This window comes from Collinsella acetigenes, assembly GCF_012844445.1.
GTDB lineage: Bacteria > Actinomycetota > Coriobacteriia > Coriobacteriales > Coriobacteriaceae > Collinsella > Collinsella acetigenes.
In genome coordinates, this window is record NZ_JABBCP010000007.1 from 107,915 (window position 1) to 125,529 (window position 17,615).

Genomic DNA, 17,615 nt, shown 5'->3' on the forward strand with positions numbered 1-17,615 from the left:
TGCGCGCTACTCTACCCAAGATGCCTTGAGGATATTCACCACATCGTCATGAGAGAGCTGCACCGGGTCATGCGCAAAGAGGGCATCGTTGGTGTCAAGAGCGTTGCTCGCCATGGCATCAAACTCCTCGGGCGCGATGCCCCAGTCACTCATCTTGAGATCGCCCATGTTGCACTCGTCAATCAGGCGCTCCAGCTCGACGATAAAATCCTCAGGCTTGCTGGCAAGCCAATTGCCCATCAGACGCGCCATATCGACATAGCGGTCATCGCACACATGGGCGTCAATCATATGCTGATGATAGGCCACGCTGATCATGATGAGGCCCGCCCCATGCGGCAGGTCGTGATGGTGCGCGCTCATGGCGTGCTCCGTTCCGTGGCAGCCCACGCAACCCGAGCAAACCATAGCGTAGCCGCCCAGGGTATTGGCAAAGGCAAGCTGCGTGCGCGCATGGAGGTCAAACCCGTCATGCATGCAGGCGGGAAGTGCCATGGCAGCGCTTCGGATGCCTTCACGGCAAATGATATCGCCCATGGGAGTGTGCGCATTGTTGATATAGCACTCCACGCAGTGGAACAGGGCATCGAACCCCTGGAAAGCCGTGAGGTGCGAAGGGACCGTGAGCATGAGCTCGGGATCGACCACCGAAAGGCTTGGAAACAGGCGAGGATTGCCCAAACGAAGCTTCTCGTCGGTCTCCTCGCAAGAAAGCACGGCGCCCGCATCGACCTCGGAGCCGGTGCCCGCCGTCGTGGTCACGCACACCAACGGAAGCAGATCGTTTGGAATGGGGAGACCCTTTGCAGTACCGCCCATGGCATAGTCCCAAATGTCACCAGCGACCTCGTTACCCTCGACATCACGCCCGGGGTTGGCCGCCACCACGCAGATGCCTTTGCAGGCGTCCATGACAGAACCGCCGCCCAGCGCGAGCACGAAATCGCAGTGTTCCACACGCGCCATCCAGCCTCCCGCGTTCACGGTGTCGCGCAAGGGGTTGGGCTCGATGTGATCAAAGAGAACGTGCTCTACGCCGGCACGGTCGAGTTGAGCCTCCACGCGCGCAAGATAGCCATTTGCCTTAACGGACTTACCGCCCGTGGTAACCAAAAGAGCGCGCTTGCCCGGCAGCTCCTGGTCTCCGAGCTCATTGAGCTTGCCTGGACCAAATAGCAAGCGAGTTGGGGCAAAATACGTGAATGACTCCATGATGTCCTCCTTATCGCCGGCATTCACCCGCATTGTCACGCTTGGGTTACACGAGAGTTACCCGCACCCGCGCAAATTGCGCAAATGTGCACAAGTTCGTAACATCTTTTGTTCATTGAAGCCGCGAGTGCCGGCCAAAAGGACTCTTTGGCCGCCCCGACGTCACTCAAAACGATACGGCTTAGGTGGTACTGCAGCCTAAACGTTAACCTGCTTGATATGGTTGCCATGCACCAGATAAGCGCGGCGTGCGAGTTTCATCATGGGCAGGTCGATCATGTTGTCGCTATAGAACTCATCGGGCACAGCGTCTTGCCCAAACATCTCGCGGAACACCTTGACCTTGTTGGTTCCAAAATTGAGGTGCTCGAGCTCCAACGTATCGCGATTGACCGTCGAGCACACCATGGTCTTGATACCCAGACGCCGCTGAATCTCGTTCATGGTGTAGTCGAACGACCCGGTCATGATCACATCGTCGGGCTGCGGATGATACCAGTGCTTGATCTTGTGCATGTGCGCGTCCCAAAAGGCGCTCACCATACCGTCGATATCATCAAAGGAGTTCAGATACGCCTTGAGGTACTTGGCCATGGCATGCTCGAGCTCCTCCAACGTGCATTTTTCCTTGGAGTAGCGCATGCCGTAGTAGGCAAGCGGCGGCACGAAACGCACGACTTTCGGATTGTACTTGAGCGAGAACAAATAGAAGTCGTAAGGGCTCTCGCCGTCGTAGATGGTGTTGTCGAAATCAAAAACGCGCATGCGCGGGCACGATCCTCTTCAATCGTAATAGCTTTCGCTTCTACTATATCCATCTTCCGTGCCCGGCATTCAAGCGCGTACAGAACCGTTACATGCGGCCCAACAAGTCCTGCCGGAGCTCAATATGTAGGACCTGCGAAAATGTGACAAAATAAACCTGTCGACTTTTTGTCACATTAGTCGAGCTCTTTGAGGCCCTGGTAGAGCTGCCAGTACTCGCCGTGCTGGGCCAGCAGCTCTTCATGCGTGCCGCGCTCGACGATACGCCCGTGTTCCAAAACGATGATGGCATTGGCGTTGCGCACGGTCGACAGGCGATGCGCAATCATGAAGGTCGTACGGCCGTCCATGATGCGGTCCATGCCCCGCTCCACAAGCTTCTCGGTACGCGTGTCGATGCTCGACGTAGCCTCGTCCAAAATCAGCACGGGGGGATCGGCCACCGCCACACGAGCGATAGCAAGCAGCTGACGCTGTCCTTGACTCAGATTCGCGCCGTCGGAGGTCACCATCGTGTCGTAGCCATGGGGCATACGACGAATGAACGAATCGGCGCAAGCTGCACGCGCCGCCGCGCGCACCTCCTCGTCGGTGGCATCAAGCTTGCCAAAGCGGATGTTTTCGGCAATAGTCCCCGTGAACAGGTGCGTATCCTGCAACACGATGCCGAGGCTTCGACGCAGATCCGCCTTGGCGATGTTACGCACGTCGATGCCATCGAAGGTGATCTCGCCCGCGTCAAGCTCGTAGAAGCGGTTGATGAGGTTGGTAATGGTGGTCTTACCGGCACCGGTCGATCCCACAAAAGCAATTTTTTGGCCTGGTTTGGCAAACAGGTTGAGGTCGTGCAGGACCAGCCTCCCCGGCACGTAGCCAAAGTCCACGCCATGAAAACGCACGTCGCCTCGCAGCGGAACCGACTCGATTGCCAGAAGCGTACCATCTGTGCCCAGCGCTGTGCGCTGCGGGCGCGCACCCGACGCCTCGGCATCCGCCACGCAATCAGCTGCAAAAGCGGTCTGCTCGCTCGTGCCCGCATCAGCAGCCACAGGCACGAGCTTGCCATAGGCCCCCAGGCCCTGACCCTCGGGCAGCTTCCATGACCATTCATCGCCGCTATCCTGCACAAGCGTCACGCGGCCCTCGTCGCACTCGCCCTCAAGCTCCATCGCGGCAAACAGACGCTCGGCGCCCGCAAGGGCATTGAGCAAGAAGTTGCCCAGCTGCGTCACCTGGTTGAACGGCATTGCCGCCTGGCGCACAAACACCAGGTAGCTCGCGAGCGCACCCACGGTAGCCAGGCCGTGGATGGCCAAGATTGCACCCACCACGGCTACAATCGCATAGTTCACGTACCCGATGCACACCGTGACCGGCACCATCGTCGCGGCATACGCCTGTGCCGAGGTTCCCGCCTGGCGCAAGTCCTCGTTACGGTCGGTAAACTCGGCGACATTTTCCTGCTCATGGTTGAAGACCTTGACGACTTTTTGCCCCGAGACCATCTCTTCGATATAGCCGTCGAGCGCACCCAACGCCTTTTGCTGACGCGCGTAGAACTTCTTGCTGCGCGTGCCCGAATAGCGCACGTGCGTCACGATGGCCACGTCGCACGCCACGGTGATGAGCGCAAGACGCCAATTGAGAACGAACATCAAGACCAGCGTTCCCACCGTCTGCACGGCAGCCTGAATCACCGTTGCGAAGCTGTTGTTGAGCGCCTCGGAAACGGTGTCCACGTCGTTGGTGAAAAAACTCATGATGTCGCCCGCCCGCGTACGGTCAAAATAGGCGAGCGGGAGCGTCTGGATATGCGCAAATAGGTCGTGGCGAATGTCAAACACCACCCGCTGCGCCGCGCGAACCATAATCTGCGTGTAGCCCAGCGCGCAAGCCACGCCCAGCGCGTAGATGGTGGCGGTAAGCGCGATAAGCGAGCCCAGCCTATCGGCATGCCCCGTGGTGAGCGCCGTTACAATGGGATTGATCATGTAGGTACCCAGCAGGTTAGCGAAAGCCGAAACAACGGCAAGCACGCTCACGATGCCAAGCGAGATCTTGGCGTGTCCCATGTAGGAAAGCAGGCAACGCAGCGTATGCTTGAGGTTTTCCGGGCGCGCCTGAGCTGCAGTCTTAGGCATGGGCCTCGCCTCCCCTCAAAGAATCATCAGGCGTCGCTTTGTCGGCATGCCCCACCTGAGAAGCGTAGATTTCCTGGTAAATAGCGTCGGTCTCAAGAAGTTCCGCATGGGTGCCCCGCGCATGGAGATGGCCGTCATCCAAAACGATGATCTCGTCGGCATCCATCACCGAAGTGATGCGCTGCGCGATGATGATGCAGGTAACGCCTGGGATGCTCGCCAAGTTGGCACGGATCTTGGCTTCGGTGGCCATGTCCACGGCGCTTGTCGAATCGTCAAAGATCAAGATGCGCGGACGCTTGAGCAGAGCGCGGGCGATGCACAGGCGCTGCTTTTGGCCGCCGGATACACCGGCGCCTCCCTGCCCCGGGTCGCCATCGAGACCGCCGATGCGATCCAAGAATTCGTCCACGCACGCTAGGCGGCACGCCTCGAGGAGTTCTTCGTCGGTCGCCTTGGCATTACCCCAGCGCAGGTTGTCGCGCACGGTGCCCGTAAAGAGCACATTTTTCTGCAGCACCACACCCACGGCGTCGCGAAGAACAGCCAGATCGTACTCACGCACGTCATGGCCGCCTACCAGCACCTCGCCCGCCGTCGCATCGTACAGGCGCGCGATGAGCTGCACGAGAGAGCTTTTGCCCGCGCCCGTGCTGCCCAAGATGCCCACCGTGGAGCCGCTTGCGATATCGAACGAAATGCCCTCAAGCACGTCCTCCTCCGCCTCGGCGCGATATTTAAAGGTGACATCGCGAAAGGAGACCGAGCCGTCTGGCACGGCTGTGAGCGCACGCGCTGTCGCCGGAGAGGCGATCAAGGGTTCTTCGTCAAGAATCTCACCCACGCGCTCCACGCTCGTAAGCGCACGCGTGAGCAGCAGGAAGACATTCGAGATCATCATCAGCGAGTTCATGACCTGCAAGACATAGCTCATGAAGCCCGTGAGCTCGCCTACGGTCAGGGTGTTTGCGCAAATCATCTGGCCGCCCACCCACAGCACGAGCGTAGCTGCCGTGTAGATTGCCGCTTGGAATACCGGCAGGTTGAACTGAGCGGTTCCAAACGTCTTGGTAGCCCCCTGCGCAAGCTCGCTGTTCACGCTGCCAAACACGTCGCACTGCTGCGGCTCGCGCACGTAGGCCTTGACGGCGCGAACGGCGGTCAGGTTTTCCTGCACCACGCGGTTCACATGGTCCATTGAGGTCTGAAGGCGCTGGTAGAGCGGGGATACGCGCCAGGTGATAACGCCGAGGGCCACCGCGAGGACCGGCAGGATGCAGACGAACACCATGGCAAGGTCACGGTTGAGCGAAAACGCGTAGACAAGCGACATGATGAGCATCATCGGCCCGCGCACACAGGGCCTAAAGCCGTTTGCCATGGCGTTTTGAATGACGGTGATATCGGTGGTCATGCGCGTGACCAGCGACGACGTTTGGTAATGGTCGAGGTTTCCAAAGGCGTAGCGCTGGATCTTCTCGTACTCCGCCTGACGCAGGTTCGCTCCGAGCCCCACCGAAGCACTCGACGCAAAACGCGCGTAGAAAAAGCCCAGGGCAAGCGATGTGACCGCACAGGCAAGCATCAGTGCGCCCTGATGCAGGATGAGGGGGATGTCGGCATGCGCGATTCCCTCGTCGATAATGCGCGCCATGAGCACGGGGATAAAGAGCTCGATAGAGGTCTCGATGGCGACGATAAGGATGCCGAGCACGGCGTCGAACTTGTATATTCCCAGGTAATGAATCATGCGACGCAGGTTATTCATGCTTTTTGCCTGCCTCAAGCTCATCAGCCATATTCTTGCGTACGCGCTCGAGCATGTCCCTTAGCGTAGCTTCTTCCTCCGAGGTAAAGCCGCGAAACATGATGCGATCGACGCGACGGCACTCATCTTCCCAAGCGGCAAGGGCGTGCCTGCCTTTCTCGGTGATATCGAGGGCACGCGTGCGACGATCGCGACCCGGAACGCTCGTCAAGAAGCCCCCGCGCTCCAGCGAATCGAGCAGGCGCGACACAGCCGAGGGATCGATGGAGTAAAAGCGGGCGATCTCGCGCTGTGTGCTCACGCCATGCACTGCGATATACGAAAGGATGCGAGGCTGGCCTTGCCCCAGCCCCAGGCTTCGGGCACACGGGCGCGTCGTGTTGTTCATGGTATGGAATGCGCGGCTGATGCTCATATGGATATCGTTGAGCGACATGCCCAGGCGCATGTCTTCGCCGGAGGCCGACTGCTGCATCGGCGCGTCTGTTGAGATGGAATTACCCTGCGCCATCTTCATCTCCTTGAATACTCAATTAATGACTACTCAAGTATTGTGAAAAGGGGCCCGGGGTCAAGTACCCGCCCGAATTTGTAACGTAAGTAACAAAGTGCACGATAGAGGCACGCGGCACAGCGCGGTGCCGGGAGGGATGTGCACACGCGCCAAATGGAGCAAAAAATCCCTTTTAGGCCGCCTGATAGACGTGCTAAAAGGGATAATCTGCTTCATTTAGGGAGCCTCAGAGAGCACGCGGCGGCACGACGTCCGTCCACTGACCCGCATGGGGCTAGGGGAGCGAACGACGAGGCGACTAATCATCTCCCCCTTTAAGTTCATTGCAAACGTCATAAGCGATGACAAGCGACGCATAATCCTGGCTTTGATGAAACACGTGAGCAATTACGACATCGCTGCCTTCGTAGTAGTACAGCATGACATAAGAGTTCACGGAGCACGCGTGGTATCCAAGACCTCTCAACTCTCGCAGAAAGGAGAGCCCATAGTCGGCAACCCCGCTCTGCAGAATCTCGAGTTGTTGCCGATATTTTGCCAAAAAGCGACGCGCGGTATTTATACCATGACCCATCAGATACTCAACGATATCGTCAACCTCTTGCTCTGCTGTAGGGAGGATTTTGACGTTATAGGCCATATTTTGTCTCAAGATCACTCAAAGCCTCAAAGGCGCTGCGTCCTAAACCGGCCGCCCGCTCGCGCTCCGCAATCGCGACTCGCTCCATAAGACGGGCCTTGGCTTGCTCCTGGACCATGCGATCATAGTCCACCGAGCGCATGACGACGAACTTGCTATAGCCATTCTTCGTCACCGTGATGGGACCTGGAGTAGACTCGACAAGCTCCGAGAACTTGGCGGTGTCACGCATATCTTTGATTGGCACGCAAACTGGCATGGCACACCCCTATCATAATTATGTACACAATTATGATATAGCATTTTGGTCTAGAGCTTGAGGGAGTCTTCTTGAAACCCAAATGTCAGCATGTTTTTCTACGCCGTGGGCAACTCACCTGTCGTCAGGATTATCTCAAGCTGTTCCTCGTCCAAAACGGGCACGCCCAGGCTCTCGGCCTTAGCGAGCTTTGACCCCGCCTTTGGACCTGCCACCACAAAGCTCGTCTTCTTCGAGACCGAACCGGTCACCTTGGCACCCAATGCCTTGAGCGCAGCTCCCGCCTCGTCGCGCGTACGGCGCACGAGCGTACCGGTGAGCACGAAGGTAAGGCCCGCAAGCGGTTGCTCGGATGCGAGGTCCGCCGAGACACCCGTGGCAGCCGCGGCATCTGCCGTCATCTGGCCCAAGTCTTCCTCGAGCGTAAGACCTGCCTGACGTAGGCGCTCCAGGACTTCGAGGTTCTCGGGCACCGCCAAAAAGCCCTTGACGCTCGCGGCGATCTTGGGGCCAACGCCATCGATGCTCGCAATCTCCTCTTCGCTCGCCAGCACCAGCCTGTCGATAGAGAGAAAACGCTGGGCCAAAAGCTCGCCCACGCTCTTTCCCACCAGGCGAATACCCAGGGCAAACAGCACGCGACCAAGCGGTTGTTGTTTGCTGCGCGCAATCTCGTCAATCGCCTTCCTCGCTGTCTTTTGACCCACGAGGATCGGGTCGCCCGCACGCACGCCACGGCGCGCATTAGAAGCGGCATATGTTCGGCCCGTATCAAGGCCGGCGATGTCCTCGACCGTCAGCTGATAGAAATCGGCAACGTCGTGGAGCAGGCCGGCGGCAATCATCTTGTCCACCAGCTCATCGCCCACGCCATCGACATCCATGCAGCCGCGGCTCACCCAGTGCAGCAAACGCTCCTTGAGCTGAGCCGCGCAGTCGAGCGACACGCAGCGATAAGCGACCTCGCCCTCCTCATGCACCACGGGGCTGCCGCACACGGGGCACGTCGAGGGCATCTGCCAGGGCTGGGCGTCGGGCCAGCGCTTGTCGAGCACGGGGCCCACAATCTCGGGAATCACGTCGCCCGCCTTATGGACCACGATGGTGTCGCCCACGCGCACGTCCTTACGATGGACCTCGTCGATATTGTGGAGGGTCGCGCGGGCGATAGTGGAGCCCGCAACGGTCACCGGGTCAAACTCGGCAACCGGGGTGAGCACGCCAGTGCGGCCCACCTGCACGCGAATCTCGCGCAACACGGTGGTCTTTTCTTCCGGCGGGAACTTAAAAGCGATAGCCCAGCGCGGGGCGCGGGCGGTGAAGCCCAGGTCGGACTGCTGCTGGAAGGAATCGACCTTCACGACCACGCCATCGATGTCGTAATCAAGATCGCTGCGGTGCGCCAGGGCATCGGCACAAAATTCATGTACCTCGGTTGGCGTTTTACAGCTCGCGACGTTGGGATTCACATGGAATCCGGCATCGCGCAACCAGTTCAAAAACTCATGCTGGCTGTGAACGTGCAGCGGCGTCGTATCGGCAATAGCGTAGATAAAGGTAGAGAGGTCGCGCTTGGCCGTAACCTTGGGATCTTTTTGGCGAAGGCTGCCCGCCGCCGCGTTTCGGGGGTTGGCAAACGGATCGCGTCCCTCGGCATCGGCCTCATCGTTCAGTCGCACGAAACTGCCCTTGGGCATATAGACCTCGCCACGAACCTCGATCACGCGGTCACGGTCGGTGCCCATGTGTACCAGGGCTTTCTCAGAAAGATGCATGGGGACGTCTTGAATCGTACGGACATTCAACGAGACATCCTCGCCGGTCGTACCGTCGCCGCGAGTAGCAGCGCGCACAAAAGCGCCGTTCTCATAGGTAATGGCTACGCCCAGACCGTCGATCTTGAGCTCGCACGTATACGTCACGCGACCGGCGCCCAAGGCGTTTTCCGTACGCTCGAGCCAAGCGTCGAGCTCCTCGAGATTCATGGCATCGTCCATGGAGTACATGCGCGCCATGTGCGTGACGGGGGCAAACTGGTCAGAGACGTAGCCGCCCACGCGCTGCGTATACGACGTGGGGGTTATTAAATCTGGGTATGCCGACTCGATTTCCTGAAGTTCGACAAGCATCTTATCGAACGCGGCGTCGGTAATCTCTGGGGCATCGAGCATGTAATAGCGGTACGCATGGTAGTCCAACTCATGACGGAGCTCCGCCGCACGCGTCGCAGCCGGTTCATGCGACAGCGCAGGCTCCGTAGATTGCGCACCCGCCGCATCGCCAAACAGGTTCATTTGTTCCGTCATCGCATATCCCCTCGCATACCATCATGTGTCAAAAAAACGACAGGTTTATTTTGTCACACTCTCCACGCGCCCGCGCAGCACCGCATGCCACCGACGCTGCATTTTTGTCGATGTGACAAAATAAACCTGTCGTTTTGCTGTCACATCGAACGGGCGGCGGCGATCGCTAGAACACGTTTCCGCTGCTTAACGGGTCATCAGAACCGTCAAGCGGGAGCCAGTCAAGAGAGCGCTCGATCCAGGTGTCCCAGAACTTCCAATTGTGTGCGCCGGGACCCTCGTGATAATCCACCTCAAAGCCCTCGCCTATCAACTTGTCTCGATATGCGCGGTTAGGTTCGAGCAGGTCATCGTCCTCTCCGCAAGCCATGTAAAAGCTCGGCCGCGGACCATCCGAGGCACCAACGCGCTCGGCCAGAGCATCATAATCGTTTTGCGAGCCGCGAGCCTTGTCCAGCGGACCGTAGACCGACTCGTAAAAGCCTCGATTGCCCAAAATGCCCGGAGCATCGTACGTGCTTTCGAGCACCTGCTTCAAATTGAGCGTAAGACCCGAAGACAGCGCCACAACTCTGCTAAACGTCTCGGGATGGCGCAGGGCGTTGACGATGGCGCCGTAGCCGCCCATGGACAAGCCGCCGATAAACGTATCCTTGCGCTCGCAGGAAAGACGGAAGAGCTTTCGCGTGAACTCCACCAGCTCATGGCCGATGAATTCTCCAAACCGCGCGCCGTCGGCTCGGTCGTTATAAAAGCCGTTCTCGCCCGATGGCATGATAACGGCAAGGTTTCGCGCCTCCGCAAGGCTTTGGATGCGCGTGCGCGTAACCCAATCCGTATAGTTGCCGTACACGCCATGGAGCAGATAGAGCGTCTTGAAAGGTCGTTGCTGATCACGCGGCACCGACCGTGCATAGCCCAACGAATCGATAGACGCCCAGTCTGCGGGGACAACGGCGTTGATTGTCACCGTACGCATGAGCGAGGTGGAAAGGAAATCGACTTTGACGAGCGCCATCAAGGGCCCCTTTCTCTCGGGCGTCTTGGCAAGCAAGACGCAAACAAGCGTCAGCGCGCGGCCGCCGCGGACAGGCGTGGGCATCGCATGCGGCAGCGCAATAGTTCACTCTGCCGGCTCCAGGCGGCTGTGCCACGGCATCAGTGTAGCCGCAAGTCGGCGAACGGTCACGTGGCGGCAGCGTTCGTCGGTTTCCTCTGGAAAGGCAGCTGGCGCAGGCGCGATGGCCGGCGCTTTGATACCATAGGGCAGAAAAACCTAAGGATATGGGGGTTAAATCATGAAAACAATCGCTATCATCGGCGCCCTTGAAAAAGAGGTTCGCGAGGTTGCATCCGCCGTTGACGGAGCCGTCACCACGCAAGAGGCCGGTCTCACGGTGCTTGCCGGCACCTACCATGGTGCACGCCTTGTTGCCACCACGGCGGGCATGGGCACGGTCAACGCCGCGGCCGCTGCGCAGCACCTTATCAGCACCTATCATCCCGAGGCCCTCATCTTCTCGGGCATCGCAGGCGGCCTTAACCCCGTGCTGCACATCGGCGATATCGTAATCGGCGAGCGCCTGCGCTACCTCGATACCGACACGGCGCTTCTTGCCGAATCCGCCCCGGGACTCGAGGAGTACACCTCGACCTCAGCCCTTGTCGATGCTGCCGAGGCGCTTCTCACGAGCCGCGGCTACTGCAACGCGGCCGAGCATGCAGCAGGTCCCGATAGCTTGCAATACCTGCGCGGAATCATCGCCACGGGCGATCGCTTCGTTACGGGCGCCGAGATGCGCGAGCGCGCCATCGAGGCAACCCACGCGGACTGCGTGGAGATGGAGGGCGCCGCCATCGCGCACATCGCCGCCAAAAACGGCATCGACTGCCTGGTCATGCGTGCCATTTCCGACAATTGCGACGAAGCATACGACGCGTTGTGCACGCGTGAATTCGACCTCGAGGAGTACGCGCAGCGCGCAAGCAACATCACTCTCGGCATCGTCCGTCGCGTCATTTGCGGCAACGAGGCGTAAAGGAGCACTATGGCAAACCAGATCAACTACAACACCGTCAAGTTCGTCGCATCATACGGCAAGGCTTCGCAGATTCCGCCTTCGACCTGCCCCGAGGTGAGCTTCGTAGGCCGCTCGAACGTGGGCAAGTCGTCTATCATGAACAAGATCTTCAATCGTCGCAATCTCGTCAAGGTGTCGAGCACCCCGGGCAAAACGGCCAATGTGAACTTTTTCGAGGCAGACGGTGTGCACTTCGTCGACCTGCCCGGATACGGCTTTGCACAGCGCTCGAAGGGAGAGCGCGACCGCTGGGCGCAGCTTATCGGCGATTATTTTGACTTGGATCGCAGCTTCAACCTGGTGGTTTCGCTCGTGGATATCCGCCACGACCCCAGCAAGCTCGACCATCAGATGATTGAGTTTCTGCAGGAAGGCGAGTTCCCCTTTATCGTGGCGCTCACCAAGGCAGACAAGCTTTCGCGCAACCAGCAGGCAAAACAGACAGCAGCGATCAAGCGCCAGCTCAATGTGCCGGCCAAAAACGTCATCGTCACCTCATCCGAATCGGGCCAGGGTATCGAGGAACTGCGTGAGATCATCGAGCAGTACTGCCTGGGCGAGGAGGAATAGCCAAGGGCGTACGAGCAAAAGAAGCGCACGCAGACAGGCCGCCGTCTCTATTGCCGGCATTTGCAGCAAAATGTCCCATTTGGAACGCCTAGCGGGTCCTCCAAGTGGGACTTTTTGCTGCATTTAGCCCATGTTGAATCTAAGCTACAGCAGCCCTCGGTCGGCGTTGGGAGAGCAGCAGCAAAATGTGACAAAATAAACCTGTCGACTTTTTGTCACATCGCAGGTGGGGTAGATGGAAGCTCAGCATATCGAACATACGTTGGAACCGATTTTTGACGAGCGCTCGCGCGTGCTCGTGCTGGGGACCATGCCCTCACCCAAGTCCCGCGAAGTCGGCTTTTATTACGGGCATCCGCAAAACCGCTTCTGGCGCGTGATGGAAGCGCTGTTTGAGCTACCCAGCCATTCTCTTGTCGAAAACGATATGCGCCGCGCGTTTCTCCTCAAGCATCATATCGCTCTTTGGGACGTGCTTGCTTCGTGCACCATCGAAGGGGCCGCCGACGCAAGCATCGTCGACGCGATTCCCAACGATCTCACACGCATCCTCGGCAAAGCACCCATCACGCACGTCTTCACAACAGGAGGAAAGGCCACGCAGCTGTGCCAGCGCATGAATGGAAACATGCTCGGCGCTCGAAACATTGCGCTCACCGGCCTTCCATCCACAAGCGCTGCGAACGCTCGCATGCGCTTGGACCAGCTTACAGAAGCGTATCGACCAATTGCACATGCCGTCACCGCAGGCAACTGCCATGCTAAATAATAGCCCCCGCGATAACGATATTGCCCAGATAAAACAAGAGGTTCGCGCCCAGATTATCGCGCAACGCGATGCTTTAGCCCCTGCCCTCCGCTCCCGCAAATCGAGCGCGATTTGCGCCAATCTTGCAGATGCAGCCAAGCAAGCCCTCCCGACGCGTATGAGCCGCCAACCCACCGTTGCCGTCTACTCCCCCATGGGGAGTGAGGCTGATTTGGGCGAATTCATCGCCGCCCTTTACGATGCGCGAGCGCGCGTCGCCTTCCCTGCCATGCTTCCAGATCTTCAAGATGGTCAGCGCATGCAGATGCGCATTGTCTCGTACAAGGATTATCTCGACGGTTCCGCCCCGTTTATCGCACATCCGGTGCGACCCTTCTTGCCTTTCGACGAAGCCGAGCTCAAGCGATATCCCACTGTCGCCCCGCACGAGCTCGACGCTATCGTGGTGCCCCTTGTGGGATTCGACGCCAATGGCATGCGCCTGGGCTATGGCGGCGGCTGCTACGATCGTTATCTTCCCAAGCTCCAGCCCCGTTGCTTCGTAGTCGGCGTCGCCTTTAGCGAGCAACAGGTCCCGCGCGTACCCGTCGATGCCTTCGACCTTCCCCTTCCGCGCATCATCAGTGCCTAGCACCGTGAACGCGAAGAGACGTTCGGCGAACGGTCAAATGTGACAAAATAAACCTGTCGTTTTGCTGTCACATAAAAAGAGGGCGCTGGGAAAAAACCAGCGCCCTCTTGCGGGAAGCTTGTTATTGACGATTGTTGCCGCCATTGCCCATGAGCTCCCGTAGATACTCGAGGAACTCCTCCTCGCTCATGCCGTTTCCGGCTCCCTCTGCGCTGTCGGTGTTGGTCTCCTCGCCTTGCGACGTTTGCGCATCGGCGTCAGATCCCAGCTTCACATCGATCTTCTTCTCGTTCTTGCCACGCTGGACAGTAAGCGTCACCGTGTCGCCCACATTGTAAGAACGCAGGGCAATGATCAGACTGTCTGCAGAGGAAATCTGCTCGTCGTTAACCTTGGTAACAACATCGCCCTTCTTGATACCCGCCTCATCTGCTGGGCTGCCGGCAATAACCTCGCCAACATAGGCGCCCTCATTGACCGAAAGGTCATTCTGGCGCGCGTTGGATGCGGTCACCGTACCCAGACGAACACCCAAATACGCATGCTCCGGCGTCTTGCCGCCAATAATCTGCTTGGCGATCTTCACCGCATAGTTAGACGGGATGGCAAAACCCACGCCTGAGCTGGAGCCCGAATAGCTCTCGATGATGGAGTTGATTCCCACAAGCTCACCGTTATCGTTCACGAGCGCGCCGCCGGAGTTACCCGGATTGATGGCAGCATCGGTCTGGATCATATTGGCGTAGATATACGTGCCGCTCGTGGTGGGGAGCGCCGTGGAACGGTACAGCGAGCTCACGATACCCGTCGAGACAGATTGCTCGTTACCAAAGGGGCTGCCGATAGCCATAACCCACTCGCCCACACTAAGGTCATCGGAGTCGCCGACCTCGATGGGCGTGAGATTATTGGCATCCACGTCCTTAAGCTTGATCACTGCAAGATCGCTCGAGGTGTCGGCACCCACGAGCTCGGCCTCATAGCTCTCGCCGTTAAGGGAAACAGTGATGTCGGTCGCGCCCTCGACCACATGGTTGTTGGTAAGAATGTTGCCATCGGTGTCGAGCACCACGCCCGAGCCGATGGAGCCGGAAGCCTCGGAATCATCGCCCTGCATGACGTTCTCGGAAGAACCCGAGCTCCATGCCGTAATGGATACCACGGAAGGCAAGGCCTTTGCCGAAACAGCCTCGGCAAGCGTCGTGTCCTCGGCATCGATCTTGATGGTCTGAGAACCGCCGGAAGACTCGCTCGTAGCGGTTGCGGTGCCTGCGTCGCGGTTGACGTTAAGCGCGCCCGTCATGATAAGCGCCACGACCAAGACAGCACCCACAACCATGCCCGCCAAGGAGCACAGGAACACCGGCAGCTTCTTGGTCTTGGTCTTCACCACCGTGTGCGCCACGGTCTGCGTCTGGGCGGCGTACGGATTGCCGGCATTGAAGGGAGGCTGCGTCGCAGTTCCCGGAGTCGCAGCTTCAGGACCTGGCTGTGCCTGCCCGGCAGGCGCCTGCGGCGTGGGCTCAACGGCGACGCGTGGCGCCGGCGCGGTAGCACCCGAGTCGTCGCGACGCGAATCGATATCTTCACTCATGGATTGGTCTTCCTTTCCATATGCCCTTAATCAAGCACCGTTGTACCCCATTGCGAGCACCATTGTCCCCAACAACGAGTACCTTAAGCTAAATCTAAGGTATGCACAAAGAGGCTTCAATATAAAAACGCGGCGACACCATTGCCGCCGCGCCCAAAGATGATTCTTCCGCTTTTGTCACAAGCACTTAAAGCTTGAACAGATAGCCCACACCGCGAACGGTGGTGATGTGCGCCGCGATCTGCGGGCCCACCTTGGAACGAATACGCCTGATGTGCACGTCAACAGTACGCGTGCCGCCGCAGTACTCAAAGCCCCACACGCGATGCAGCAAGACCTCGCGGCTATACGCACGATTGGGATGCATAGCCAAGAACGAGAGCAGCGAGTATTCCATAAGCGTAAGGTCAACGGGCTCGCCGTCCAGATACACCTGATAGGTTGCCAGATTGATCACAAGATTGTCGATATGCAAAACATCATCGACCGAAAACGCCTCTTCCTCGCCCAGCAGACGGCGCACGCGCGCCTCGAGCTCGCCGGTCGAGCCGCCCGAGCAGATAAAGTCAGCATGACCATGAGCGGGGATACGCAAGTCGGACAAAGCGTCTTCGTCCACAATCAACAGCATGGGAATGTTGCCGCGATCGTCCAGCCACTTGGCAATCTGCTCGATACGATCGCTGCGAATGCCGTCGGCGTCAAGCACAAGCAGGTCGAAGTCGTGTGCCGCGGTCGGCGAATCGGGAGTCGCAGCAAAAACCTCTGCTCCCATGGTCTGCGTGAGGGAACGCGTGAATTCGTGGTATCGCGTGGTGCGAGCCATGAAAAGGATGTTTTTCTCTGACATACTAAACCCCCTTACAGGGTAAATTCTAGCAGCTCATACGGGTCACACACGGTAAGGCGAGACAATTTGGGTCACATTAGCCCATATGCCACCAACTGCCCCCTACGAGTTGGAGAGATATCGGTCGACTTCCCACTGCGAGACGCACGAAGCGTATTTCTTCCACTCCGAGCGCTTCTTGGTAAGGAAGAAGCTGTGGATATGCTCGCCCAGAGCATCCTTCATGAACTGAGAATCCTCAAAGATGTCCAGCGCCTCTTCCAGATTGCGCGGAAGCTGCGTGTAACCAGCCTGCTCGAGCTCGCGCTCGGACATGCGCAAGGTGGCCGCGGTGGTCTCTGCCGGAAGCTCAAGTTTGCGCTCGATGCCGTCAAGACCCGCCGCCAGCGTTACAGCGTTCACCAGATAGGGGTTGGCCATGGGATCGGGGCTGCGCAGCTCGATACGCGTGGAAAGCTGCTTGCCCGGCTTGTAGATGGGAATGCGAATCATTGCAGAACGGTTGCGCAGACCCCACGTGGCGTACTCAGGCGTCGTACCCTCGCCCGTGGTAAGACGCTTGTAGGAGTTCACCGTGGGGTTGGTGATAGCCGAGATCTCGCGTGCATGCGCCAAGATGCCCGCCATGTAATGCTTGGCCGTGTCGGACAGATGGTAGACCGGGTCGTCATCGCTGTAGAACACGTTATTGCCCTCGCGGTCAAAGAGGGATTGGTGCAAAAACATCGCAGACGAGGGAGCCTTCGAGAGAGGCTTGGGCATAAATGCGGCGTGGCACCCAGCCTCAAATGCCTCCAAGCGAATGATGTGCTTCGCGGTGGTAATGGCATCGGACATCGTGAGGGCCTCGGCATGGCGCAGCGAGATGCCGTGCTGGGAGGGGCCAGCAGAGTGGAACGTATACTCCACGGGAACGCTCATCTTCTCGAGCGTGAGCACGGTGTTGCGGCGCAGGTCGCGAGCCGAATCGGACTCGGAAAGGTCAAAGTAGCCCACGTTGTCCAGGGGCTCGGGGACCTGGTCGTTCTTAAAGTAGTAATACTCCAGTTCGGCGCCCACGTTCATGATAAAGCCGGCCTCTTCGGCACGATAGAACATAGCGCGCAGACATTCGCGGGGGTCGCCCGCAAAAGGCTTACGATCGGGTGTGCAGATATCGCAGAACACACGCGCAACGCCGTTGTCGCTCGGACGCCAAGGAAGAACCTGGAATGTAGACGGATCGGGGAAGGCCAGCATGTCGGCCTCTTCGGGCGTGGCAAAGCCCTCGATAGCAGAGCCATCAAAGCCCACGCCTTCTTCGAAGGCGACCTCAAGGTCCTCGGGGCTGATGGCAAAGCTCTTAAGACGACCCAACACGTCGACGAACCACAGACGCACAAAACGGATGTCACGCTGTTCGACGGTTCGGAGCACGAAGTCGATATTCTGCTGCTGATTCATGGGGCATCCCTTCACGCACAGCACATTTGCCGATTCGATATGTTAGACATTTTACTTTCTCACATGATTGTT

Annotated in this window: 16 protein-coding genes; 4 read left to right on the forward strand and 12 right to left on the reverse strand. The window is 58.6% G+C overall.

Annotated features, from left to right (window positions below; all coding sequences use genetic code 11):
• Positions 1-6 precede the first annotated feature (6 nt).
• The 9 genes from HF320_RS08005 to HF320_RS08045 all read right to left on the reverse strand — a co-directional run bounded on the left by HF320_RS08005 (position 7) and on the right by HF320_RS08045 (position 10,623).
• The gene (locus HF320_RS08005; protein WP_169277832.1) at positions 7-1,212 is read right to left on the reverse strand and encodes an iron-containing alcohol dehydrogenase; all 1,206 of its coding nucleotides are present in this window, start codon (positions 1,210-1,212) and stop codon (positions 7-9) included.
• A 198-nt stretch (positions 1,213-1,410) separates the two neighbouring features.
• On the reverse strand, positions 1,411-1,977 hold the full coding sequence (locus HF320_RS08010) for a haloacid dehalogenase-like hydrolase (RefSeq protein ID WP_169277833.1): 567 nt from the start codon (positions 1,975-1,977) through the stop codon (positions 1,411-1,413).
• Between the two features lie 176 nt (positions 1,978-2,153).
• Positions 2,154-4,118, reverse strand: a complete 1,965-nt coding sequence (locus HF320_RS08015; RefSeq protein WP_169277834.1) for an ABC transporter ATP-binding protein — start codon at positions 4,116-4,118, stop codon at positions 2,154-2,156.
• The gene (locus HF320_RS08020; RefSeq protein ID WP_169277835.1) at positions 4,111-5,886 is read right to left on the reverse strand and encodes an ABC transporter ATP-binding protein; all 1,776 of its coding nucleotides are present in this window, start codon (positions 5,884-5,886) and stop codon (positions 4,111-4,113) included. The genes HF320_RS08015 and HF320_RS08020 overlap by 8 nt, the downstream gene beginning before the upstream one ends.
• Positions 5,879-6,397, reverse strand: coding sequence for a MarR family winged helix-turn-helix transcriptional regulator (locus tag HF320_RS08025; RefSeq protein WP_169277836.1), 519 nt, complete (start codon positions 6,395-6,397; stop codon positions 5,879-5,881). Before HF320_RS08025 ends, HF320_RS08020 begins: the two co-directional genes overlap by 8 nt.
• 301 nt (positions 6,398-6,698) lie before the next feature.
• Positions 6,699-7,040, reverse strand: coding sequence for a type II toxin-antitoxin system RelE/ParE family toxin (locus HF320_RS08030; protein WP_169277837.1), 342 nt, complete (start codon positions 7,038-7,040; stop codon positions 6,699-6,701).
• On the reverse strand, positions 7,030-7,299 hold the full coding sequence (locus tag HF320_RS08035) for a type II toxin-antitoxin system prevent-host-death family antitoxin (protein ID WP_075843533.1): 270 nt from the start codon (positions 7,297-7,299) through the stop codon (positions 7,030-7,032). The genes HF320_RS08030 and HF320_RS08035 overlap by 11 nt, the downstream gene beginning before the upstream one ends.
• Positions 7,300-7,397: 98 nt before the next feature.
• Positions 7,398-9,605, reverse strand: coding sequence for an NAD-dependent DNA ligase LigA (gene ligA, locus HF320_RS08040; RefSeq protein WP_169277838.1), 2,208 nt, complete (start codon positions 9,603-9,605; stop codon positions 7,398-7,400).
• A 166-nt stretch (positions 9,606-9,771) separates the two neighbouring features.
• Positions 9,772-10,623 (reverse strand): alpha/beta hydrolase, encoded by an 852-nt coding sequence (locus tag HF320_RS08045; RefSeq protein ID WP_169277839.1) that lies wholly within the window; start codon positions 10,621-10,623, stop codon positions 9,772-9,774.
• A 277-nt stretch (positions 10,624-10,900) separates the two neighbouring features.
• Between HF320_RS08045 and mtnN the strand changes: the two genes are divergently transcribed.
• The 4 genes from mtnN to HF320_RS08065 all read left to right on the forward strand — a co-directional run bounded on the left by mtnN (position 10,901) and on the right by HF320_RS08065 (position 13,656).
• Complete coding sequence (gene mtnN, locus HF320_RS08050; RefSeq protein WP_169277960.1) at positions 10,901-11,644, forward strand: 5'-methylthioadenosine/S-adenosylhomocysteine nucleosidase; 744 nt, start codon at positions 10,901-10,903, stop codon at positions 11,642-11,644.
• A gap of 9 nt (positions 11,645-11,653) precedes the next feature.
• The gene (gene yihA / locus HF320_RS08055; protein WP_022387027.1) at positions 11,654-12,256 is read left to right on the forward strand and encodes a ribosome biogenesis GTP-binding protein YihA/YsxC; all 603 of its coding nucleotides are present in this window, start codon (positions 11,654-11,656) and stop codon (positions 12,254-12,256) included.
• A gap of 235 nt (positions 12,257-12,491) precedes the next feature.
• Complete coding sequence (locus HF320_RS08060) at positions 12,492-13,025, forward strand: DNA-deoxyinosine glycosylase (RefSeq protein WP_169277840.1); 534 nt, start codon at positions 12,492-12,494, stop codon at positions 13,023-13,025.
• Entirely contained in the window at positions 13,015-13,656 is a 642-nt protein-coding gene (locus HF320_RS08065; RefSeq protein WP_169277841.1) for a 5-formyltetrahydrofolate cyclo-ligase, read from the forward strand. The genes HF320_RS08060 and HF320_RS08065 overlap by 11 nt, the downstream gene beginning before the upstream one ends.
• A 121-nt stretch (positions 13,657-13,777) precedes the next feature.
• Here HF320_RS08065 and HF320_RS08070 read toward each other — a convergent pair whose 3' ends face one another.
• The 3 genes from HF320_RS08070 to HF320_RS08080 form a co-directional block, all read right to left on the reverse strand.
• Positions 13,778-15,250, reverse strand: a complete 1,473-nt coding sequence (locus tag HF320_RS08070) for a S1C family serine protease (protein ID WP_169277842.1) — start codon at positions 15,248-15,250, stop codon at positions 13,778-13,780.
• A 187-nt stretch (positions 15,251-15,437) separates the two neighbouring features.
• Positions 15,438-16,100 (reverse strand): response regulator transcription factor, encoded by a 663-nt coding sequence (locus HF320_RS08075; protein ID WP_169277843.1) that lies wholly within the window; start codon positions 16,098-16,100, stop codon positions 15,438-15,440.
• A 102-nt stretch (positions 16,101-16,202) separates the two neighbouring features.
• Positions 16,203-17,543 (reverse strand): glutamine synthetase family protein, encoded by a 1,341-nt coding sequence (locus HF320_RS08080; RefSeq protein WP_169277844.1) that lies wholly within the window; start codon positions 17,541-17,543, stop codon positions 16,203-16,205.
• Positions 17,544-17,615: the final 72 nt, after the last annotated feature.